A 23319-nucleotide genomic window follows, 5' to 3' on the forward strand; every position below is an offset into this window, starting at 1 on the left:
GGTGTCGCCGTTCTACGACCCGATGCTGGGCAAGCTGATCGCCTGGGGCGAAGACCGCGAACAGGCGCGCCTGCGCTTGCTGGCCATGCTCGACGAGTTTGCCATTGGCGGGCTGAAGACCAACATCGCCTTCCTGCGGCGCATTCTCGCCCACCCGGCGTTTGCTGCAGCCGAACTGGATACCGGCTTCATTCCGCGTCACCAGGAGGTTTTGCTGCCCGCGCCTCAAGCGCTGCCCGCAGGCTTCTGGGAAGCGGCGGCCGAGGCCTGGCTGCAGGGCCAAGCCGCACATCAGCGGGACGACGACCACAATTCGCCGTGGGCCGAACGCAACGGCCTGCGCCTGGGCCTGCCAGCGCGCAGCACCCTGCACCTGATGAGTGGCGGGCAGGACCAGGCGGTTGCCCTGGAGCGCAGCGCTGCGTCTACCTGGCAACTGCTGGGCGAGCAGTTGGTTCATGACCAGGCGGGCGTGCGTCGCCAGCATCTGGCGATCCGCCGCGGTGGCACGCTGTACTTGCACTGGGACGGCGAGATGCATGCCATCGAAGCCTTCGACCCGATTGCCGAGGCCGAGGCCAGCCACAGCCACCAGGGCGGCCTGGGCGCGCCCATGAACGGCAGCATCGTGCGCGTGCTGGTAGAGCCTGGGCAGGTGGTGGAAGCAGGTACGGCGCTGGTGGTGCTGGAGGCCATGAAGATGGAACACAGCATTCGCGCGCCGCATGGCGGCACGGTGAAGGCGTTGTTCTGCCAGGAAGGCGATATGGTCAGCGAAGGGACGGTGCTGGTCGAACTGACCGAATGAGGATACCCGGGGGCCGCTTTGCGGCCCTTTCGCGACACAAGGCCGCTCCCACAAGTACCGCGCCAACCTCAAGGCATGCACCGTACCTGTGGGAGCGGCCTTGTGTCGCGAAAGGGCTGCGCAGCAGCCCCGGCAATCTAGAAGGCCCCGTGTACTCGCACGACCACCCCCAGAAACTCGCAGCCATCCTCACACAGCAGCGCCGGATAGTTGCTGTTCAATGCCTTCAGGTACCGCTGCCCACCTTCCTCGGCCAGCTCACGGAAAATCGCCGGTTTGCCCGGCTGACGGGCGATAATCAAACGCCCTGGCTCGGCTTCCAAGCCAGGGTCAACCAACATCCGCATGCCCTGCGGCACACTGCGGCCACTGACGGCACTCATGGCATCGTTTTCCACGGTCAGCCAGAACGCCTTGCCCTGGGCCAGATAGTCCGTCTGTTCGAATACGCCAGGCTCCGTAACATCTGCAACACCTAGCTCATCCCAACCCAGCACCGGGTAGCGGAAACACACGATGTATTGCATGAGGTCCAGATCGTCATCGGTGCCATCCACATCGTAAACGCTCCGCTCCCCGTCCTGCCCCTGAATGCGCAGGTGCAAGCTGACGCTGTAATGGGGCATGCCAATCTCGACAAGCGTGCGATTCATCGACTCGATCTTCGGCTGACGCCGCTTGTTCACCCAATGTCCCACGCTGCCTTGGGATACACCAACACGCTCGGCCAGCTGTTCTTGAGTGAGCCCCAGCTCCTCCATCCGATCACGGACCAGGGCAATCCATCTATCCATATTCATCGCTGCCATCAGCCTCCTGCAAAGGCGCGCCTCCCGATCGAACCCGGTGCGGCCGCTGTAGGAGCGGCTTTGTGTCGCGACAGGGCTGCACAGCAGCCCCCGGCAAGCTAGAAGACCCCATGCCCCCGCACGACCACACCCAGAAATTCGCAGCCGTCTTCACACAGGACTGTCGGATAACGCGTATTCAGCGGTTTGAGCATCCTGTCTCCGCCCTCCTCGACCAACTGCCGCAACACTGCCGGCCGCCCGGGCTGCCGCGCAATTACCAACCGGCCTGGCTCAGCCGGCAGGCCAGTATCCACCAGCACACGCATACCCTCAGGTATGCTCCTGCCACTGGCGGCATTCATCGAGTCGTTTTCCACCACTAGCCAGAACGCATTGCCGGCGGGCATGTAGTCAGTCTGCTCGTGGGCCTTGCTTGTTTCTGGCAAAGTCCCCTGCAAGTCAGCCCAACTCAGCACCGGAAAGCGTAAGCTCGCGTAAAGCAGTGCCTCTGCCGAAACCGGCTGCTCGGCCGCATAGTGACCAGGCGATTCGCGCACGATATCTCGCTCCACCACCATGACTTGGGCTTCCAGAAACACCAGCCCAAGTTTTTCGAGCTTTTCGTTGATGGTTTCCAGCGTCGGCCGCCGCGTACCACGCAGCCAATGCCCCACGCCCCCTTGAGTCATGCCCAGGCGTTCGGCCAGCTTGAGCTGGCTGAGATTGTGTTCGCGCTTGTAGCGCTTGAGAAATGCGTTCCAGTTTTCCATGAGCGGCAACAATACGGACTGTATTAATCGCAGCAATACACAATATGAATTATTTATTTTGAGATAGATAGTACAGACTGACCTATCCTCTGAATCCTGTGTGCTTGAAGGGAAATCAGAAGGTATCGCGATGAAACCACCGAAAAACGACGAAACAGATCTCGACAGCGAAGCCGCCCGCCGCGCCCTCGACTACTACCTCAACCCCAACCCGCCGCGCCCCACTCAGGAGAACAGGATCTGGACCCTGCACGAGGGGGTAACCAAAGACCAAGCCCAGGAGCATGCCATCGCCCTGCTGCGCTGCGCCGCCGCCACCGCGCAGGAAACCGCCACCCACCAGCACGGTAGCCAGCGCGAGCTGACCTTCGCGCTGATGCACATGATGGACATGGCACGCGCACTGCTCGAGCACAACCGCTCGGTGGGCTCGGGTTCGTAAGCAGGAAAGAAGGGAGAGAACGTGATGGCCAGGTAACGGCAAAGGCCCCGATTGCCGGGACAAGGAAGCGCACCGGTAAAAATTTTTTACCGGATTAGCGAAAATTCATTTGACTGGCAAATGATAACGATTATTATTGCACTCAGCTGATCGCGAGATCCGCTGGATAACCTGGAGCTTAGGTCGCTCTCAGATTATCTCCTCATCAGGCTAATCACGGTTTTTGACCCGGCTTTTTGCTGGGTCTTTTTTTTGGCTCTTCAGGCTAATGAAGATCGTGATGGCGCGCATGATAGCAAAGGTGTTTCAGGGCGTGAACGCTCATTACAAAACTTTGCGGAATCAGCACTTGAGAATCAATCTCGTTTGTCCTACGCTGATCACGCATCACGGAAGATGCCCCCATCCCTCCCCTTATAGAGCAAGGAGCTGTCCATGACCCGTCTGCTGATGCCCCTTGAGCACCCAACCCCTGCTGCCGAACACCATGCAGACGATGCCCTGCTGCACGCGCTGAAGCGCCTGCCGCGGCGCGTACAGCAAGTGTTCCTGCTCAACCGCCTCGACCAGCTGGACTTCGCCAGCATCGCCGCCCGCCTCGACCTGCCATTGGCGAGCATCGAGCGGCACATGGACCAGGCGCTGCAGGCCGGCCGCTCGCGCCGGGATGTGCTGGCGAGTGTTGCCGGGCAATGGTATGTGCGCTTGCAGAGCCCACAGGTGACGGCGTGCGAGCGGATCGATTTTCGCCGTTGGCTGGATGCGGACATGGCGAACTTGCAGGCGTTTCATGACACGGAATTGCACTGGCGCAGCCTGTTGGCACCGGCACGGCGATTAGGCCAGGATGGTTGGTACCGGCAAGGTCGGGCAGCGCTGTCGATTGGCGGGTGTTCGGTTGCAGTCGGGCTTGGTGTTGCGGCGTTGGTGCTGTTCGGTGTCTGGGCCTGATCAGCACCAGGCCGTTATCGTGCTCACTGCGGATGGCTCGTTTGGCATCAAATTCGAGTGCTGGTTGGCGTTTCCGTCAGGCATGCAAGCAGTAGCCATCCGCATAAACCCGCCCCCAGGAACAGAAGCCCCAGGCTCATCGGCAACGCGCCTTCGACGCCAGCAACAAGACTGCCAGCCAAACCACCACCTGCGAACAGCAAGGTCGTGTTGAGCGACGCTGCCGCACCGGCCTGCTGCGGGTAACGCGCCAAGGCCTGGGTCGTTGCAGCAGGGCGCACCAGCATTGTCCCGGTCGTGCAGATGATCATCGGCAGCAGCAGCCCCGCCACCGTCAATCCCGCTACCTGCTCCCAGATCAACAACGTGATGCCCCCGGCAGCTATGAGCAGGAATCCCGTCTTGATCTGAACCTGCGGGCTTACGCGGTTGTTCAAATAGGTCGCGGCTGTTCCGCCAGCGATATACGCAAGCCCATAGCCGATAAACACCACCGAGAATTGATAGGGCGTCAGCCCCAGGCTGTCCATCAACGCCAATGGCGCGACAACGATGAAGGAGAAATGGCAGGCAAAAGCGAGACTGGACAGCAGGGAGTGCGCAAGATAGGTCGTATCATGCAGCATGGCCCAATAGCTGCGCATGCCTGAAATACGGCGTCGCGATGGAGGCGTATCCTGCAACAGTGCAAACGAAAGGCATGAAACGATCAGTGCTATGAAAGCGAATAGCGTAAAGCTGCCCTTCCAGCCAAAGGATTGTTGGAGAAAAGCGCCTGCGACCGGTGACAATGAAATGAACAGCCCACTTGCGCTGGTCAGCAGGATACGCATGGCATTGCGCTGTTTACCACTGTACAAGTCCTGCACAAGCGCCTGGCCCAACACGAAGCTCCCGCAACCCACGGCCTGTAGCAAACGGAACGCCATGAACGTCTCATAGCGGGTTGAAAGTACACAACCCACTGCCCCTGCAATGGACACTCCCAGCCCTGCAAGCAATAACCGCTTGCGTCCCATGCCATCTGACAATGGCCCGATCACCAATTGCGCCAAGGCGACACCAAACGCAAAGAAGCTCACCGAGTAGGCTATCTGCTGTGGTTCGACGCGAAACTCGTCTGCGAGCGCCGGGAATGACGGCAGGATCACATCGAGAGGGAATACACCCAATAGACATAACAGAATCAACAAGCCCGAGCACAGAAAGTTACTGGGTGAACCCAAGGGCCGATTCACGCTACCAAGCCCGCTTTCTTGTATTGCCGGAAATAGTCACTGGAATCTCCACGGAAGCGCCGAGCCCTGATGGTAGCGACACCCTGAAGATGTACAACCCGAACCAGGCAGCGAAACTTCCGATAGAGTTGTAGGGCTTTTCCGTTGTCGCTTATTACCGTTGGGTTCTGGTGCTATCTGGGCTTCTGCTGACTGGATAACCGGCACCCAGCGAAGTCTCAGGGTTCGGGCCCTGACACTGTCGCCGGGCAAGCCCTTCCAGAAAGCCGCTTAGCCTTCCAGCCCTTTCTTCAGCGCCGCCAGGCCATCTTCATAAATGCCAGCGAACAGCGCAGTTGCCTCAGCATCGCTGATACCCACCGGCACGAACGAACCGGACCACTCCACGCGCGACCCGCTACCTTCAGCCACCACACGCAGGGTCGACTGGTAGTCACGCACCGGCGCCGGGCCCGTGAGGATGGTGTAGCTGTAGCTGCGGCCGGCTTCGTTGAAGTCCAGCAGGCGCTCGATGATTGTATCGCCAGCCACGCTCTTGAGGGTACGGACGCGGCCACCTTCGCTCAGGGCGCTTTCAGGGATGAACGGCAGCCAGTCGGGCAGCGCGTCGAAACCGCCAATCAGTTGCCAAACGCGGTTGGCATCGGTTGCAAGGGTGATGGAAGCTTGTGCAGTTGCCATGATGATTCTCCCGGGGCGTGGGCCCCATTGATTCGGGTAGGCAGGGCCGCGGAACGGCCCTGAAAGGTCGGTTTAAACGCTAGGTACCGGGGCTTGGGCGTTGATCAGCCCTTGCTGGCGCAGGTCGTTCCAGAACGCCATCGGAATCACCTTGCTCAGGGCGGCGAGGTCTTCGTTGGCGTGCGCAGGACGGGTGGAACCCGGGATCACCGAGACCACGGCCGGGTGGGCCAGGGCGAACTGCAGGGCGGCAGCCTTCACATCCACACCATGGGCACGGGCCACGGCGCGGATGCGCTCGAGCTTGGCAAGAACAGGCTGGGTGGCCTTCTGGTACTCGAAGTGCTCGCCGCCGGCGGTGACACCCGAGCTGTACGGGCCACCCACGACGATACCTACACCCTGCTCCACCGCTTGCGGCATGACGCGTTGCAGTGCGCGGTCATGGTCCAGCAGCGAGTAGCGGCCGGCCAGCAGGAAGCCGTCGGGGCGCGGCTCGTCCAGGTCGAGGGTCAGCTCGATCGGCTCGACGCGGTTCACCCCCAGGCCCCAGGCCTTGATCACGCCTTCTTCACGCAGGCGAGAGAGCACGCGGAAGGCGCCAGTGCGGGCGACTTCGAACTGGCTCAGCCACTCGTCACCGTAGAAGTCCTGGGCGATGTCGTGGATCCAGACGATGTCCAGGCGGTCGGTCTTCAGGCGGCGCAGGCTGTCTTCGATGGAGCGCAAGGTGGCGTCGGCGCTGTAGTCGTTGACGATGCGGTTGCGGTTACCGTGCTCGAACAGGCCGCTCTTTTCGCCCAGTTCACGGGCGGCCGGGTCTTCCAGTTCGTCGAGGATGATGCGACCGACCTTGGTGCTGAGCACGTACTCGTCACGTGGGCGACCGACCAGGGCATTGCCCAGGCGGCTTTCGGAAAGGCCGGCACCGTAGAACGGGGCGCTGTCGAAGTAGCGCACGCCGTTGTTCCAGGCCGCATCGACGGTAGCCTGCACTTCGTCTTCAGGTACGTTGCGGAACATGTTGCCCAGCGGTGCAGTACCGAAGCCCAGTAGGTTGGCGATAAGGGATTTGAGGTTCATGTGCGTATTCCTGATGAGGGGAGTTGGTTGTGAACTCCAGTGGCTGCAATCCTATGCGCCACCCACCAAGACCGTCCAAGTCATATTTCGAACGACTTGAGACCTTTTGCGCAACACCCTTTCAACAAACGGGTGGCTGATGCACACCCGGCCAATGACTAGTCCACCAAACGCCGGAACACCAGCGCAGAAGCCCCGCACATGACAGCGCACAGCAACATCACCGTGGCGATATCTGCCACCGAGGTTTCGCTACGCCCATCCAGCCCGGCCAGCATCCCCAACACCCCTCCTGCCAGGCTCACCGACATGGCCATGGTCAACTGCACGGACATCGCCGACAACGAACTGGCCGCCGCCGAACGCTCACCGGGGACGTCCTGATAACTGGCAGCTCCCAACGTCGAGAACTGCAGTGAACGCACCAGGCCTGCGGCGAACAGCACCGTAGCCATCAGCCACACAGCGGTATCACGATCGAAACTGGCGCACAGGGCAATCCCCATACCACTGAGCACGGCATTGCAACTGAGTACCCGCCCATAGCCGTAGCGCCGCACCAATGGCACTGCCAACAGCTTCATCAGCAGCGCGCCAACGCCACCACTGACCACCAGCCCTCCTGCCGCCAACGGGCTGAAGCCCAGGCAGTTCTGCAGCAGCAGCACGATCAGGAACGGCTGGGCAGCCGAACCCAGGCGGAACAGCCCGCCACCCGCCTGGGCCACGCCAAAGCTGCGCAGGCGCAACAGCGACAGGTCCACCAGCGGATTGGGGTGTCGTCGCGCGTGCAGCAGATACCCCAACGCACAGGCTACTCCACCGACCACCAGCACCATGGCCCAGACCTGCGGCAACTGCCCCAGCCCCAGCGCTTCCAGGCCGAACACCAACATGGCCAGGGCGCCACCGCTGAGCAGCAAGCCACGCACATCCAGCGGTGGCACCGGCCGTGCCGGATAGTCCGGTACATGGCGCAGGATCAGCCAGCAACCGAGCAGGCAGATTGGCAGGTTGACCAGGAAGATCCAGTGCCAGGACAGCACCGTCACCAGCAAACCGCCAAGCAACGGCCCGACCAGCGGCCCCACCAGTGCCGGCAGGGCCAACCAGGACATGGCTTGCAGCAGCTGCTCGCGGCTCGACCACCGCAGGATGATCACCTGCCCCACCGGTGTCATCAATGCCCCGGCGGCCCCCTGCAGCATGCGCCCCAGGCACAGTTGCCAGAGCGTATCGGCCAGGGCGCAGGCCAGTGAGGCACAGGTGAACAAGCCCATCGCCGCCAACATGACCTGGCGCGGGCGAAAGCGCTCGGCAGCCCAACCGCTGACCGGCACGCAAAGGGCCAGGGCAAGCATGTACAACGACACCACCAGATTCATGCGCAGCCCCGGCTCGCCGAAATCGGCGGCCATCTGCGGCAAGGCGGTCATCACCGCTGTGCTGTCGAGCAGTTCCATGAACAATGCGGCACCGATGATCACCGGGACCTTGGGGCTTTGCAAATGGCCGGCCAGCAAGGCCGGCTGGGCAGTCAAAACAGCCCCGAGACAGGTGGGCGAGTGCCCTTGAGCTGCCAGGCACCTACCACCGCCGCCTTCCATTGGCGCGGATTATGATTGGCGACTGTGCGGGCGTTGCGCCAGTGGCGGTCGAGGTTGTGCTGGCGGCCGGTGGTGGAGGCACCGCCAACGTCGAACAGCGTTTGCGCAGCCTGGAGCGCCAGCTCAGCGACCAGATACTGGGTCTGCGCCACCTCGATTGCGGATTGCTCCACGGCGGCTTCATCCAGTTGCGCGGCCCAGGCCTTGTCGATGGTTGCAGCGGCCTTGAGGACCACGGCTTGCGCGCCATATGCGCGGGCGGCAATATCGCCTACCGACAGCTCTACGTAGGGGTCATCCACCGAGCGGCTGGCCGTGCTGTGCTTGATCGGGCGGGCATGCTCGCGGGCGAAGCGGGTTGCGTCGTCCAGCGCATTGCGGGCGATTCCGGCCAGCACGGTGGCCAGGAACAGCTGCAGGAACGGCGTGACGATGGTGCGCTTGCCCTCCTCCACGGTACGCGTGCGGATATCGCTGGCCTCGACACGCACATTACGCAAGTGGGTGGTGCCGCTGGCGGTCAGGCGCTGGCCCATGGCGTCAAAGTCGTCGACCAGTTCCAGGCCCTCGCGGTCACGCGGCAGGATGAACGACACTGGCTGCTCGTCCTCGTCAAGGGCAACGGCACTGACGTAGTCGGCGAACAGCGCACCCGTGCTGTAGAACTTGCTGCCATTGGCGCGGAAATGATCGCCCTCACGCACCAGGCGCGCGGCGATGGCGCCGTTGGCACCGCCCAGTTCCCAGCCGGCATTGCCAATCACCGCCCCCTGCAGATAGCGCGCGAACCAACGCTCGCGCTCCTGCTCGGCGCCTTCGGCTTGTGAAGCCAGCAGGCCTTCGACAAAGGCAAAACCTGGGCGCAGGGCCTGGGCCACGTTGGAGTCGACCGAGGCGATTTGCAGCAGCAGTTCGATCACATCGCTGACACTGCCGCCGGGGCCACCGTACTGCCTGGGGATACGCACGGTGTAAAGCCCGGCTGCCGCAAGCTGGGCAATGGCCTCATGGGGCAACAGGCGTTCGCGTTCGCGTTGTGCGGCACCTTCGCCGATGGCAGGCAACAAGGCGACGATGCGGGCCTTCAGGTCTGCGACGCTGGTGGCCGGAGCCTGGGTTGGGAAACGTTGAAATGTGGTCATGGTTCAGTCCTTTAAGTACATCTTTCGTTTAGGCGACCCGAGCCTTGTGGGAGCAGCTGTATTGCCAACTTCCTGAAGCTGGCGCGGTCCCTGTGGGAGCCGCGCTTGCCGGCGATGGGCCGCGAAGCGGCCCCACAATTTCAAGGCAGTTGCATAAATCGCCGGGGCCGCTTCGCGCCCCATCGCCGGCAAGCGCGGCTCCCACAGGTGTTCGGCGCTGGGCTTGACGTTTCAAATCGCGATCTTCCACAGGCGGGTTTCGTCGAACAGGTCGAAGGCTTCGTGTTCCAGGTCCAGCGGCGGCACCACCAGTTCGGCACCGCTGCCGGGCAGGCGCGGCACCGCGCCGAGCAATCGCTGGGTGTATTCGTGGGCCGGGCTCTCGAACAACTGCTCGACCGGTGCCCGCTCCACCACCTGACCGTGGCGCATCACCAGCACGTCGTCGCTGACATGGCGGATTACCCCCAGATCGTGGGAGATGAACAGGTAGGCCAGGCCAAGTTCGTCCTGCAGGTCGGCCAGCAGGTCAAGCACCTGTGCCTGCACCGACACGTCCAGGGCCGACACCGGCTCGTCGCAGATGATCACCTTGGGTTCGCTGGCAATCGCCCGGGCGATTGCCACCCGCTGGCGCTGGCCGCCCGACAGTTGCAACGGTCTGCGCTGGCCGAGTTCTGCCGGTAAACGCACCTGGTTGAGCAGCACAGCGATACGTGCTGGCCTGGCTGGTGCCTCGATACCAGCTACCTGCAACGCGTCATCAAGAATCTGCGCCACGCTCCAACGCGGATCGAACGAGCCCAGCGGGTCCTGGTAGATCACGCTGATCTCGCGACGCAACGGCCTGCGCACTGCCTCGTTCACGGCGTTGGCCGGGCGGTTCCAGGGTTGCCCGCGATAAAGCACTTCGCCCTCATCGGGCTGCAGCAGGCCGAGGGCGATGCGTGCCACGGTGGTCTTGCCCGAGCCGGACTCGCCGACAATGCCCAGAGTACGCCCGGCACGCAGGCTGAAGTCGACACCCTGCACCACCTGGCGCACCAGCCCATCCGGGCCAAGGTAGCGCTTGCCCAGGCCACGGCCTTCGAGCAGCACATCGCTGTGCGAAACTGCTCGCGGTTCATGTCGCACGCCAACCCGCTCGGGTGACAACCGGCTGCCGCGCGGGTGCTCGGCCGGTACTGCCGCCAGCAAGGCCTGGGTGTAGGGGTGGCGCGGCTGACGCAGCACCTGCTGCATCGGCCCCTGCTCCACCACTTCGCCATGGCGCAGCACCACCACCTCATCGGCCAGTTGGGCAACCACTGCCAGGTCGTGGCTGATGATCAGTAGCGAGGCGCCACGGGCCTTGATCTGCTGAAACACTTCGAGAATCTGTGCCTGCACAGTGGCGTCCAGTGCGGTGGTCGGCTCGTCGGCGATCACCAGTGCGGGGTCCAGGGCCAAGGCACTGGCGATCAGTGCACGCTGGCGCAGGCCACCGGACAACTGCCCGGGGCGCTGGCGAGCACGCAGTTCGACATCCGGTACGCCAACCCGCTCGAGCAACTCATGCACACGCGCAGTACGGGTGTGGCGGTCACCGTATCCGTGGGTCTGCAGCACTTCGAGAATTTCCTTGCCCACCGGCCGCAGCGGGTCAAGCGATACCAGCGCATCCTGCAGTACGAAGCCGATATCCTTGCCACGCACCGCGCGCCACTGGCGCTCGCTGAGGTCGAGCAGGTCGTGGCCGGCGAAACTCAAGCGGCGGGCACTCACCTGCGCTCGCCCTCCGGCCAGCCCGACCAGGCAGCGGGCACTGACGCTCTTGCCCGAACCAGACTCGCCGACCAAGGCCACGCAACGGCCGGGCAGCAAGGTGAAGGACAGATCACGGACCACGCTGGCGCCATCAAAGGCCACGTTCAGCCCTTCGACAATCAAGGTCTTGTCGCTCATGGCAGGCGCCCCTCCAGGCGTTGTTGGATATAGCGGCCAGTCACGGTGGTCGCCAGGGTGGTGAGGACGATGAACAGGCCAGGGAAGAAGGTGAGCCACCAGGCATTGGCGATGAAGTCGCGCCCCATGGACAACATGGTCCCCCACTCCGGCGCCGGCGGCCGCGCGCCCAGGCCGAGGAAGCTCAGCGCCGAGGCCCAGACGATGGCCTGGCCAACGCCCATGGTCAGCGTCACCACCAATGGCCGCATGGCGTTGGGCAGCAATTGGCGCAGCACGATACGCGAAGTCGGGTGCCCCAGCGCCCGCGCCGCCTCGATGTAGCCGGCGTTGCGAACCGCCAGCACCTGGCCACGGACCATGCGCGCGTACCCCGGCGCACCGCCCAGCCCGGTGGCGACGATCAACGGGCCGACACCGCTGCCGAACACCGCCACGAACAGCAGCGCCAGCACCAGGCTGGGGAAGGCGAACAGCACCTCCAGCAACCAGCCCACCGCACGGTCCACGCGTGCGCCGCCAAGGCCACCCAGCAGGCCGAGGGCGATGGCGATAACCATGGAAATGGCCGTAGCTGCGAGGCCGATCAGCAGGCTCTGCCGTGCGCCGTGGATGACCCGCGCAAAGATGTCGCGGCCTGACTGGTCGGTGCCCAGCCAGTGCGCCCAGCTGGGCGGCTGGAAAGCCTCCCGCGGTACGATGGCCAATGGGTCGATGCGGGTGAACAGCCCTGGCGCCAATGCGGCCAGAAGCAATGCGAACAGGAACAGGATCGCCAGGCTTGCGCCCAGCGGCGGCAGTTTCACTTGGCGCTGCCAACGCAACGGCGCGAGCACGTGGCCATGGGTCAGGTCTGTCATGCTGCAGCCTCCTGCTGCCGAGGGTCGATCCACTGGTACAGCAGGTCGACCAGAATGTTCGCCAGCACATAGCCGGCCGCCACTACCAGGCTGATGCCGATCACCAGCGGCAGGTCCTGGGCTTGCACCGCCTGGTACAGCTGGCGGCCCACCCCCTTGCGGGAAAAGATCACCTCGCACACCACCGCACCACTGATCAGCGCGCCGATGGCCCAGCCTGACAGCGACACACCTGGCAGCAAGGCATGGCGCAAGGCATGCCGAAAACGCACGGCCAGGTCACTGAGGCCTCGTGTGCGGGCGGTAAGGACGAAGGGTTGATCGAGGGTGAGCTCCAGCGACTCCCGGGTGACCTGGGCAATGAAACCGGCCAATGGAATCGCCAGGGAAAACGCCGGAAGTACCAGGCTGGCGAAGCTGTCGCTACCTGCCGGCGGGAACCAGCGCAGGCCAAAGGCGAATACCGCCAGCAGTACCACACCAAGCCAGAAGTGCGGCAGCGCCGCGCTGAGGGTTTCCGCCAGCGAGGCGATGCCGCCGACCAGCCTGCCGCGCCCGGCTGTGACCACTGTCAGCAGCAGCACCAGCAACCAGGCCAGCACCAAGGCGGCGACGGTCAGTTCCAAGGTCGCCCCGCCCTGCTCCGCCAGCACACGGGTGACTGGCAGGTGCTGCGAGTAGGACACCCCCAGGTCACCTTGCACCAGGCGCCCGAGGTAGAACGCGTATTGCACGGCCAATGGCTTGTCGAGGCCGTACTCCACGCGCGCGGCTTCAATCGCTTCCGGCGTCGGGTTGCCACTGGGGCCACCAAGAATCGCCAGCACCGGGTCACCCGGCATCAGCCGCAGTGCGAAGAAGGTCAGGGTCGCCACCGCCCACAGCACCAGCACGCCACCGGCCAGGCGGATGGCGGCGCGCCGCCCCAGGGCAGCCAGGCGTTCGCGACGCGGGTCGGTCACCGCGAGTGTCGTCGTAGTCATTTGTTCACCCATGCGTCATAGAGGTAGGTCACCGCCAGCGAAGGTTCAAGTCGCACGCCATGGGCGGTCTTGTAGATACCCAGGCGCGTGCTTTGCGGATAGGTGGTGAGTTGCAGGTACTGCGCGGCGGCCTGTTGCTGTGCCTGGAAGTAGCGCTGGCGCCTCAGGCCCGCGTCCTGGGTGGCCAGGGCACTGTCGAGCAGCGCGTCGTAACCCGGGTCGGCGTAGCCGGAGGAATTCTGGTGATAACCGCCAACCCCGGCTGGCTGCACGAACGCGGTGGTGAAGATGATGCGCAGCACGTCAGGGGTGTTGGTGTTCCAGTAACCGGTGCGGATGTCGTAGTCCCATGCCGCCTGGCGAGCGGTGACCTGGGCATCGCTCATCTGGTCCAATACCAGCTCCAGGCCCGCCTGCCGGGTTGTGGCCTGTACCTGCTCCCACAGGGTCAGCTCCGACGGGGGCGTGCGCGCGCCGATCAGCACGACAGCACGCAGCCGCTGGCCGTTCCTGGTGCGGTAGCCTTCGCTGTCGCGGCCGGTCCAGCCGGCCTCGTCGAGCAACCTGGCGGCGCGGGCCGGGTCGTAGTCCTGGCTGCGTTCGAAGTCACCGCTGTAGAACGGCGTGGCCAGGCTCAACGGGCCACCGGCGCGGGGGAACTCGCCGAAGTACACACTTTTCAGCGCGCCCTCGACATCGGCGCTGCGAACGAAGGCCTCGCGTACACGGATGTCGTCGAACGGTGCCCGGCGCAGGTTGAAGGTGCCATTGGTGGGGTTGCCCGGGCGCTGGGCGATGATCAGTTCCACGTCCGGGTTGCGCCGTGCTGCTTCGTGCGACTCTGGTGGCAATGCTTCGATCACGTCGACCTCACCGGCCTGCAGCGAGGCGAAGCGCACCGACGGTTCCTGGATGAACTTCCAGACGATGCGATCAAGGTACGCAGGGCCCTGGTGTCGTGCGGTCGGCGGCGCCCAGTTGTAGGCCGGGTTGCGCACCAGCTCCACCTGGTTCTGCCGGTCCCAGCGCACCACCTTGAACGGCCCGCTGCCAACCGGGCTTTCGCAGTTCTGGTCACGGCTGCGTTGCAATGCGGTGGGCGACTGGATGCCGAGAAAGCCCTGGGCCAGCACTTCGAGGAACGCCGCATAGGGTGTCGCCAGAGTCACTTCGGCAGTGTAGGTGTCGAGCACCCTGGTGCCGCGGTACTGGCGGATGTAGCCACCGGCGGTACTGGATTGGGTCTTGGGGTTGGCCATGTGGTCGAGGTTGGCCTTGACCGCTTCGGCATTGAACGGTGTGCCGTCGGTGAATTGCACGTCGCGGCGCAGGTGGAAGGTGTAGCGCAGGCCATCTGGCGAGACCTCCCAGCTTGTCGCCAGCCAGGGACCGATCTGGCCGTTGCTGTCCATTGACACCAGCGAATCGAGGTACTGCTGGGCAACGAAAACCTGCGGCATGTCGCCGGCCACATGCGGGTCCAGACAGGTGGGCTCGCGGTCGGTGGCATAGACCAGGGTGCCGCCCTGCTGCGGCTGGGTGCTTTGCGCGGCATGCTGTTCGGCTTTTTCGCAGCCGAGCAAGGCCAGTGCGGTGCAGAGCGGGATCAGAGTGAGGATGGGTGTGTTCAAGGGCGCTCCTGCGAGGACTGGGCTTCGATAGGCCTGTTGCAGGAGTTGTGCCGGGTTCAAGGGCTTGATTTTGTTGGAGTTTGCCGGGGGTCAGGTGCTGTTGCGGGGGCAAAGTGTGTGAGAGCTGTTCGAGTGGCAACAGTGCTGTTCCGGCCTGTCGCCAGCCAGCTGGCGACAGGCCGCGCTCACAAGCCCGTTGCGGGGCTCAGGCCGCCTCCCCTTGCCGGCTCCACAGCCGATGGTAATAACCCCGCCGCGCCAGCAGCTGCGCATGGCTGCCATCCTCGACAATGCGCCCGTCCTCGAACACCACGATCCGATCAAGGTGCGCCACGGTCGACAGCCGGTGTGCCACCACGATCACCGTCTTGTCGTCCATGATCTCGTCGAGCTTGTCCTGGATATAGCGCTCGGTGATCGAGTCGAGGCTTGACGTGGCTTCGTCCATCACCAGGATCGGCGCGTTCTTCAACAGCACTCGGGCGATGGCGATACGCTGGCGCTGCCCGCCGGACAGCTTCACACCGCGCTCGCCCACCAGCGATTCAAAGCCCTGCTCCATGGCCTCGATGAAGTCCCGGGCACCGGCCCGGTCGATGGCAGCGGCCAACGCATCGTCGCCAGCTTCCAGGCAGCCATAATGGATGTTCTCGCGAATACTGCGGTGGAACAGCCCCGGCTCCTGCGGAATCAGCCCGACCTGCTCGTGCAGCGAATGTTGGGTCACCGTGCGCACGTCCTGGCCGTCGATCAGCACCTGGCCCTGATCCACGTCGTACAACCGTAGCAACAACCCGAGCAAGGTCGATTTGCCCGAGCCGGACGCCCCCACCAGCCCGACCCGCTGGCCCGCCGGAATATGCAGGTTCAGGTGCTGAAAGATCGGCCGCCCGGGGTGATAGCCAAAGGTCACGTCGGCAAAATGCACCTCGCCCCGCTCCACTTTCAACGACGTTGCGCCGGCCGTGTCGCGTACCTCGTGTGGCCGCACCAGGGTGCGTACGCCATTGGCGATATTGCCCATGGCCTCGAAGAACTCCAGCAAGCGCCGCGACAGCCCGGCCACATCGGTGATGATCATCAGCGACAGGCTGGTAGCGGTTACGAAGGTGGCGATGTCGATGCTGCCGCGCTGCCACAACCACAGCGCCAGCAGCAGGATGCCAAGCTTGAGCAGCACCCCGCAGCTGTTCTGCAACCAGCGAATCTTCTCCATGTAACCGAGCGAGCGGTCCGCCGCTACCACCTCACGGTCGAGGAACTTGCCCAAATAGCCATGCTCGTAGGGGTGGCGGGCGAACAGACGGATATTGGTGAGGTTGGTCACCGCGTCCACCACCTTGCCGGTACTGACGCTGCGCGCTGCGGCAAAGTCGCGGGCCAGCGGGTGACTGCGCCTGGCCAGGAACCAGCACAGCATGAGAAAACCGACCGCCCACAAGCCCATGAATGCCGCCAGCCAGGCGTTTGCGGTGGCCAGCAGGATGACTGCCAGGGCCAGGGTCACAAGCAGCGGGATGAGGTCGAAGATCAGGATCGCCAGGGTCTGAGTGGTGCCGATCGAGACCTCGCTGATACGGTGCGCCAATGCCCCGGCGAACTCGCTGGTGATGTAGCGATGCGAATGGCGTTGCAGGTAGGCGAACAAGGCTTGGGTCACCGCGCGCCGCTGACGGGGCACGGTGTAGATATGCAAGCCACTGGCGGCACGCGTGCTGACCATCTCGAGCACCAGCATCAAGGCAAAACCCGCCAGCGGCCAGCGCAATGCCGTGACGACCTGGTTCACGTCCAGGCCCTGGCTGACCAGGCGGGTGATATGGCCAAGTTGCCAAGGGACCAGCACGGCGCAGACCATGGCGAAGGTCTGCAAGGCGAGCATGCCGGAGTAGGCCAACGGGTGGCGCAGGATGAATGCGCGAACGAAGGCCTGCGGGGTGTCTGGCAGGTGACGGATGTCCCAACCATCGGGCAGGCGGTGGGTAGATGTCACAGTGTTCTCCTTGTGTCTCGCCTACACGGCGATGCGACCGAACCAGCTTGGCCTCGCCGCCGGGAGATGAGGTACGGCATCGAGCAAAGCGCGGGTATAGGCCTGACGCGGCTGGCCAAGCACCTGGGCTGCCGCCCCTTGTTCCACCACCCTTCCTCCTTGCATCACCAACACGTGGTCACTGACCTGCTCCACCACTCCAAGGTCATGGGAGATGAACAGGCAAGCCAGGTTCAGCTCCGCCTTGAGCTCGGCCAGCAATGCCAGGATGCGCGCCTGCACCGACACATCCAGTGCCGATACCGGTTCATCCAGCACCAGTACCCTGGGCTTCATGGCCAGCGCCCGGGCAATCGCGATGCGCTGCCGCTGCCCGCCCGACAACTCTAGTGGGCGGCGCTCAAGCAACCCCGCCGGCAACTGCACCCGCTCCAGCAACGCCGCCGCCTCGGTGCGCTGCAACGCACGCGGCACACCCGCATGCGCCAGCGCCTCGGCCAATACCCGTAACACGGTGTAGCGTGGGTCGAACGAAGCCAGCGGGTCCTGGAACACCACCTGGATACCCTGCCGTGCCTGGCGCTGCTGCGCGGCAGACAACGCAAGCCAATCCTGCCCGGCCAGTTGCAGGCTGCCCTGTTCCGGCCGCTCCAGCCCAAGCAGGATGCGCCCCAGCGTGCTCTTGCCAGAACCGGACTCGCCTACCACGCCAAGGGTTTGCCCGGCGCGCAACTGCAGCGACACATCGTCCAGCACCTGGCGCAGCCGCCCGTCCGGGCCGGCAAAGGCCTTGCTCAGGCCGCGCGCCTCCAGCACCACCGGTTGCTCGTCCACGACATTCTCCATCAGCGCCAGGGCAGGCGCCGCCGGACGTTTGAAATGAACCGCCCGAGCCGCGCTCAGCAGGCGTTGGGTATAGGGGTCCTGCGGGTCCTGCAGGATCTGCTCGACACTGCCTTGCTCCACCACCACTCCATGGCGCATCACCGCCACCCAGTCGGCCAGGCGCGCGACCACGGCCAGGTCGTGGCTGACCATCAACAGGCTGTTGTCGCGCTCGCGCAGTTGCTCCAGCAGGTCGAGAATCTGCGCCTGCACCGTGGCGTCCAGCGCGGTTGTGGGCTCATCAGCGATCAGCAGGCGCGGCTGACAGGCGATGGCCGACGCGATCAGGGCGCGCTGCCTGAGGCCTCCGGATAGCTGCCAGGGGTATTGCCGGGCACGGACTTCAGGTTCAGGCACCCCGACCTGACGCAATAGCTCGAGCACCCGCAGGCGGCGCTGCTCCGCAGCCAGGTCGGTGTGCAACAGCAATGGCTCTTCGATCTCTGCCCCCACGCGTCGCAGCGGGTCGAGCGAACCCAGCGCATCCTGCATGACAAAGCCGATGTGCTCGCCACGCAAGCGCCGCCACGCGCGCTCATCGAGCTGGCGCAGGTCCTGCCCGGCAAAGGCCAGGCGCTGCGCCTGCACATGAGCGCCGGCGCCGGTCAGGCCGACCAGGGTACGCGCCGTGACGCTCTTGCCCGAGCCCGATTCGCCCACCAGTGCCAGGCACTGCCCTGCACGCAACTGCAGGTCGACGCCGTGCACCACTGGCACACCATTGAATCTCACGTGCAGGCCGCGGATGTCTACCAGCGGTGCCTGGTTCTTCTTGAAGATGCTCATGCGCGTCTGCCCTCGCTACGGCGCAGCCAGTCTCGGCCAATGACGGTGATGGAAATGACAGTCAGGGTGATCGCCAGCGCCGGCCAGGCCATCAGCCAGGGCGCGTTGGCCATGAAGTTGCGCGCCACTGCCATCATCGCGCCCCACTCCGGCGCGGGAGGTGGTGCGCCGAAGCCCAGGAAGCTCAGCGCAGCGGCGGCGGTGATGGCGCCACCCAGGCCGATGCAGGCCAGGATCAGCACGGGTTGGACAGCATTGGGCAGCACATGCCAGAACACCACAGCCAAGCGCCTGCGGCCCAGCGTGACCGCTGCTTCGACGAAGCTGGCACGCCGGATGGTCAGGGTCTGGGCGCGTACCAGGCGCGCATAGCGCGGCACCGAGGCGACGCCAACGGCGAGGATCAGGTTGCTGGTGCCTTGACCGAACAGGGTGATGATGACCAGCGCCAGTAGCAGGTCCGGGAAAGCCAGCAGTACATCGACGGCGCGCATCAGCAGGTTGTCCAGCCAGGCTGGAGAAAGGCCGGCGAGCAAGCCGAGCAGCGTGCCCAGGCCAAGCCCGACCAGGGTGGCGGCCAGGCCGATGTAGAGCGATGGGCGGGCGCCATGGATCAGCCGGCTGAGGACGTCGCGGCCGTTCTCGTCACTGCCCAGCCAAAAAGCGGGGCTTGGCGGGTGGTAAGCCAGGCGGGCGTCGGCGGCCAACGGGTCGGTCGGCGAGAGCCAGTCGGGGAAGGTTACTGCCAGCAATATCAGGCCCAGTGTGATCCAGGCCAGCGCCAGGCCTGGGCGAACCTGCCACCTGCTGGTCGCTGTGTCTGGTATGGATACGATCGCGTTCATGTCTGTCCTTCTTGTGTCGCCTGTACTGGTCTCTTCGCGGGTAAACCCGCTCCCACAGGAGCACAGCAAAGGCTGAGTCCACGCGGTCCCTGTGGGAGCGGCTTTAGCCGCGAACAAGGGCGAAGCCCTTGCCATGTGGGCTACGGCGCTGGGTTGGGAATACGCCGGTGCACAGCCTGGATCTCGGCCAGTACTTCATCGCTCAGTTGCACATCCAGTGCGCTCAGGTTCTCCTGCAGTTGCAGCAAGGTGGTCTGCCCGGTAATCGCACTGGCCACGAACGGCTGGCGTATGACGAACGCCAGGGCCAGTTGCGCCGGTGTCAGCCCATGCTCCCGGGCAATCCGCACGTAGCTGGCAATCGCGTCGTTGGCCTCCTCGCTGCCATAGCGATTGAACGTGCGATACACCGACGACAATCGCGAACCCTCCGGCCTTGCCCCGTTCAGGTACTTGCCGGTCAACGCCCCGAACGCCAGCGGCGAATAGGCCAACAGGCTGACCCCTTCGCGATGGCTGAACTCCGACAGGCCGTTCTCGTACAAGCGGTTGAGCAGGCTGTACGGGTTCTGGATGCTGGCAATCCGTGCCAGGCCTTTGTCCTCGCTGTGCCGCAGAAACTGCGCCACACCCCACGGCGTCTCGTTGGAGACACCGATATGGCGCACTTTGCCGGCCTTGACCTGTTCGTCCAGCACCGCAAGGGTTTCTTCGATGGCTGCCGTTTGCGGATGGTCGTCGACGTAGGGGTACTCACGGATGCCAAAGAAGTTGCTGGTGCGGTCGGGCCAGTGCAGTTGGTAGAGGTCCAGGTAGTCGGTCTGCAGGCGGCGCAGGCTGCCCTCCAGGGCGGCGACGATGTTCTTGCGGTCGTGGTGCGACAGGCCATCGCGGATGTGCACCTGGCCGCCCGGGTCACGGGCCGGGCCGGCGATCTTGCTGGCCAGCAGGAGTTTGTCGCGGTTACCACGGGCCGCCAGCCAGGTGCCGATGAAGCGCTCGGTGGTGGTCCAGGTTTCAGCGCGGGTAGGTGTGGGGTACATCTCGGCGGTGTCGATGAAGTTGATGCCTGCAGCAAGGGCAGCGTCCAGTTGCTGGTGAGCATCCTGTTCGCTGTTCTGGTGACCCCAGGTCATGGTGCCGAGGCTGAGCAGGCTGACTTGCAGGTTGGTGTGGCCGAGTGGGCGGTAGCGCATGGGTGCATCCTTGTGAATGTGTGTCGGGTTTCAGATCCTGGGGCTGCCTTGCAGCCCATCGCCGGCAAGCCAGCTCCCACAGGTCGGGCGCAAAGCGCGCCCTAAGCAGCAAACTGGTTGTGTGCCTTGGGCAACCCCAGGTGCTCGCGCAAGGTGGTGCCGGTGTATTCGGTGCGGAACAACCCACGTTTCTGCAGCAGCGGTACCACCTCTTCGACGAACACCCGAGCACCCGACGGGAACATGTCGGGCATGATGTTGAAACCATCCCCCGCCCCCGCCAGGAACCACTCGGCCAGCGTATCGGCGACCTGTTCAGGGGTACCGACGGCCAGCCGGTGCCCGACCAGAATCCGCCGCGACAACTGGCGAATGGTCAGGTTCTCGCTACGCGCCAGGTTCAACTGGGCCTCCAGAAAACCCTGCGACCCCCGCTCGAAATCCGCCACCGCGCCAATCCGTTCCCACGGCAACGGCGCATCGGGGTCCAGCTCGCGGGGATCGATGCCGATACGCCCCGCCACTTGCTGCAACAGGCCGTGCTCGCCATGCCAGGCATTGAGCTCGTCGAAGCGTGCATGGGCCTCGGCCTCGGTGCTGCCAATCACGGTCGACAGGCCGGGCATGATCTTCAGGTGCTGCGGGTCACGGCCCCAGGCTTTGGCCCGTGCCTTCATTTCCCGATAGAACGCCAGCCCGTCGGCCAGGGTGGTCTGGGTGGTGAAGATCGCATCGGCATAGCGTGAACCGAGTGCCTTGCCACCTTCGGAAGAGCCGGCCTGCACCAATACCGGCCTGCCCTGCGGCGAGCGCGGCAGGTTCAGCGGCCCCTTGACCTGAAAGTGCTTGCCCTTGAAATCCAGGGTGTGGACTTTGCCCGGGTCGGCAAAACGACCGGCACTGCGGTCACCGATGATCGCGTCGTCCTCCCAGCTGTCCCAAAGCTTGAGGGTCACATCGACGAACTCCTCGGCCCGCCCGTAGCGGTCTACATGCAACGGCGCGCCAGCCAGGCCGAAGTTCTGTGCTGCCGCATCACCGGCATTGGTTACCACATTCCAGGCTGCGCGGCCGCCGCTGATGTGGTCCAGCGAAGCAATTCGCCGGGCCAGGTTGAAAGGTTCGTTGTAAGTGCTGGAGCAGGTCGCGATAACGCCGATGCGCTCGGTGGCGGCCGCCACTGCGGTTAGCAGCACGGTCGGCTCCAGGCGCCCGCCGGGCTGGGCGGACACATCCGGCGGCAACGCCGGGCCATCGGCAAGGAAGATCGCATCCAGGCAACCGCGCTCGGAAATACGCGCGATATCGCGGTAATAGTTGACGTCGATATAGGCGTCGATTGCCGCCTCACCCTGGCGCCAGGCGCCGGAATGCGAACCGAAGCCGAGGATGTTCATGCCCAGGCTCATCTGTTTGGTAGTCATGCCGATTCTCCTGATCAGACTGCGCTGGCTTCGTCGCCGCTGCCCTGCCCTTCGCTGGCGCTGGCATGAAGGGCACGCCAGGCCTGGGCCGGGCTGATGCCATTGAGGTAGTAGTTGCCCAACGCCTGCTCGCGGTAGATCGCCGGGTTGTGCGAAGCCAAAGTGCGGGCATTGCGCCAGTGGCGATCGAGGCGCCGAGCATTGCTGGTGGCCGATGCGCCGCCCACTTCGAACAGCAAGGTGCTCGCTTCCAGCACTTGCGGCAGCACAATCTGCTGCGCCTGGAAGGCATGAATCTCGGCGTCGGTGTAAAGCTGCTCGGCCACCTCGCCCTGCTGCCCGGCTTCGAACACCGCCTGCAGGCTCTGGCCCACGGCGGTAACTTGCGCATTGGCGGCGAAGGCCAGGCTCGACAGGCGACCTATCACCGCCTGCACCCGCGGGTCCGCCGCCGGCTGCGACTGCCCCGGCACACCAAATGCGCGGGTGCGTCCCTGGACGAACGCTACGGCATCGGCCAGTACCGCATGGCCGATACCCGCCAGGGTGGCCAGATGCACCGCCTGGTAGAACGCGGTCAGGTACGACTCGGCGCGCAACTCGCCCTTGGCGAAACGGCGCAGCACATGTTGCGGCGGCACGCTGACCCGGGTGAAACGGGTGGTGCCGCTGCCGGTCAGGCGCTGGCCAAAACCGTCCCAGTCGTCGACCCGCTCCACCCCCGGCGCGCGGGTCGGCACCACGAGGCTGACAAAGTCGTCGCCATGGTTGGCCACTGCCGCCACCCAATCGGCGTACAGCGTACCGGTGCAGTAATACTTTTCGCCGTCCAGACGGTAGCCACCCTCGTCTTCGCTCAACTGCACGGTATTGCCGGTACTGTCGGTGCGCTCGGCCATGGCCGCGCCCCACAGTTCACCGGCGACCACGCGAGCGAACCAGTAGTCCTGAGAGGCGTCGTCGCCGGACGACAGCCGCCCTTCGACGAAGCCGAAGTGGGCACGGAAGATCTGCGGCAGGTTGGAGTCGGCTTGCCCCAGACGCACCAGCTGGCGCAGCAACTGCGGCAAGGTTGCGCCTGAGCCGCCGTGGCTGCGTGGCACGCGCAGGGCGCCGAAGCGGGCCTCGCGCAACCAGGCCACCGGCTCATGGGCCAGGGTGCGCTGCTGCTCGCGGGCCACCGCGCCTTCGGCAATACGCGCGTAGACCGGCGCGAAACGCGCATCCAGTTCGGCATCGGTAATCGTTGTTTGGCTCAT

General features: G+C 64.4%; 20 protein-coding genes. 3 read left to right on the plus strand and 17 right to left on the minus strand.

Annotation, left to right across the window (positions count from 1 at the left end; all coding sequences use genetic code 11):
* The coding region (locus JV551A3_RS18000) for a biotin/lipoyl-containing protein (protein WP_328592108.1) at window positions 1-808 on the plus strand (808 nt) is incomplete at its 5' end.
* Window positions 809-945: 137 nt separating this feature from the next.
* On the opposite strand, the gene JV551A3_RS18005 is transcribed toward JV551A3_RS18000, so the two are convergent.
* Window positions 946-1608: a LexA family transcriptional regulator gene (locus JV551A3_RS18005; protein ID WP_205125956.1), complete on the minus strand. Its 663-nt coding sequence runs from the start codon at window positions 1606-1608 to the stop codon at window positions 946-948.
* Window positions 1609-1715: 107 nt separating this feature from the next.
* The gene (locus tag JV551A3_RS18010; protein WP_133973993.1) at window positions 1716-2369 is read right to left on the minus strand and encodes a LexA family protein; all 654 of its coding nucleotides are present in this window, start codon (window positions 2367-2369) and stop codon (window positions 1716-1718) included.
* Window positions 2370-2499: 130 nt separating this feature from the next.
* Here JV551A3_RS18010 and JV551A3_RS18015 point away from each other — a divergent pair, with 130 nt between their 5' ends.
* Window positions 2500-2811, plus strand: a complete 312-nt coding sequence (locus tag JV551A3_RS18015) for a DUF6124 family protein (RefSeq protein ID WP_112252873.1) — start codon at window positions 2500-2502, stop codon at window positions 2809-2811.
* 435 nt (window positions 2812-3246) lie between these two features.
* Entirely contained in the window at window positions 3247-3762 is a 516-nt protein-coding gene (locus JV551A3_RS18020; protein ID WP_133973995.1) for a DUF4880 domain-containing protein, read from the plus strand.
* 47 nt (window positions 3763-3809) lie between these two features.
* Here JV551A3_RS18020 and JV551A3_RS18025 read toward each other — a convergent pair whose 3' ends face one another.
* From JV551A3_RS18025 to JV551A3_RS18095, 15 genes are all read right to left on the minus strand, one after another.
* Window positions 3810-5000 carry a Bcr/CflA family efflux MFS transporter gene (locus JV551A3_RS18025; protein ID WP_133973997.1) on the minus strand — a complete coding sequence of 397 codons (1191 nt, stop codon included), beginning with the start codon at window positions 4998-5000 and terminating at the stop codon, window positions 3810-3812.
* Between the two features lie 270 nt (window positions 5001-5270).
* A complete protein-coding gene (locus JV551A3_RS18030; RefSeq protein WP_025339872.1) occupies window positions 5271-5681 on the minus strand; it encodes an SRPBCC family protein in 411 nt (136 codons plus the stop codon).
* Window positions 5682-5753: 72 nt separating this feature from the next.
* Window positions 5754-6764, minus strand: coding sequence for an aldo/keto reductase (locus tag JV551A3_RS18035; protein WP_133973999.1), 1011 nt, complete (start codon window positions 6762-6764; stop codon window positions 5754-5756).
* A 158-nt stretch (window positions 6765-6922) separates the two neighbouring features.
* On the minus strand, window positions 6923-8305 hold the full coding sequence (locus JV551A3_RS18040; RefSeq protein WP_133974001.1) for an MFS transporter: 1383 nt from the start codon (window positions 8303-8305) through the stop codon (window positions 6923-6925).
* Window positions 8302-9513, minus strand: coding sequence for an acyl-CoA dehydrogenase family protein (locus JV551A3_RS18045; RefSeq protein ID WP_133974003.1), 1212 nt, complete (start codon window positions 9511-9513; stop codon window positions 8302-8304). Before JV551A3_RS18045 ends, JV551A3_RS18040 begins: the two co-directional genes overlap by 4 nt.
* 231 nt (window positions 9514-9744) lie before the next feature.
* Window positions 9745-11457 carry a dipeptide ABC transporter ATP-binding protein gene (locus JV551A3_RS18050; RefSeq protein ID WP_133974005.1) on the minus strand — a complete coding sequence of 571 codons (1713 nt, stop codon included), beginning with the start codon at window positions 11455-11457 and terminating at the stop codon, window positions 9745-9747.
* Entirely contained in the window at window positions 11454-12317 is an 864-nt protein-coding gene (locus JV551A3_RS18055; RefSeq protein ID WP_133974007.1) for an ABC transporter permease, read from the minus strand. The genes JV551A3_RS18050 and JV551A3_RS18055 overlap by 4 nt, the downstream gene beginning before the upstream one ends.
* A complete protein-coding gene (locus JV551A3_RS18060) occupies window positions 12314-13300 on the minus strand; it encodes an ABC transporter permease (RefSeq protein ID WP_112253239.1) in 987 nt (328 codons plus the stop codon). Before JV551A3_RS18060 ends, JV551A3_RS18055 begins: the two co-directional genes overlap by 4 nt.
* Complete coding sequence (locus JV551A3_RS18065) at window positions 13297-14931, minus strand: ABC transporter substrate-binding protein (protein ID WP_133974008.1); 1635 nt, start codon at window positions 14929-14931, stop codon at window positions 13297-13299. Before JV551A3_RS18065 ends, JV551A3_RS18060 begins: the two co-directional genes overlap by 4 nt.
* A 205-nt stretch (window positions 14932-15136) precedes the next feature.
* Complete coding sequence (locus JV551A3_RS18070; protein WP_133974010.1) at window positions 15137-16924, minus strand: ABC transporter ATP-binding protein; 1788 nt, start codon at window positions 16922-16924, stop codon at window positions 15137-15139.
* A 21-nt stretch (window positions 16925-16945) separates the two neighbouring features.
* Complete coding sequence (locus JV551A3_RS18075) at window positions 16946-18595, minus strand: dipeptide ABC transporter ATP-binding protein (RefSeq protein WP_133974012.1); 1650 nt, start codon at window positions 18593-18595, stop codon at window positions 16946-16948.
* Complete coding sequence (locus JV551A3_RS18080) at window positions 18592-19440, minus strand: ABC transporter permease (RefSeq protein ID WP_133979016.1); 849 nt, start codon at window positions 19438-19440, stop codon at window positions 18592-18594. Before JV551A3_RS18080 ends, JV551A3_RS18075 begins: the two co-directional genes overlap by 4 nt.
* Before the next feature lie 140 nt (window positions 19441-19580).
* Window positions 19581-20636, minus strand: a complete 1056-nt coding sequence (locus tag JV551A3_RS18085) for an NADP(H)-dependent aldo-keto reductase (RefSeq protein ID WP_133974016.1) — start codon at window positions 20634-20636, stop codon at window positions 19581-19583.
* Window positions 20637-20737: 101 nt separating this feature from the next.
* A complete protein-coding gene (locus tag JV551A3_RS18090) occupies window positions 20738-22060 on the minus strand; it encodes an LLM class flavin-dependent oxidoreductase (protein ID WP_133974018.1) in 1323 nt (440 codons plus the stop codon).
* Between the two features lie 14 nt (window positions 22061-22074).
* Window positions 22075-23319, minus strand: coding sequence for an acyl-CoA dehydrogenase family protein (locus JV551A3_RS18095; RefSeq protein ID WP_133974020.1), 1245 nt, complete (start codon window positions 23317-23319; stop codon window positions 22075-22077).

Source organism: Pseudomonas inefficax (genome assembly GCF_900277125.1).
GTDB lineage: Bacteria > Pseudomonadota > Gammaproteobacteria > Pseudomonadales > Pseudomonadaceae > Aquipseudomonas > Aquipseudomonas inefficax.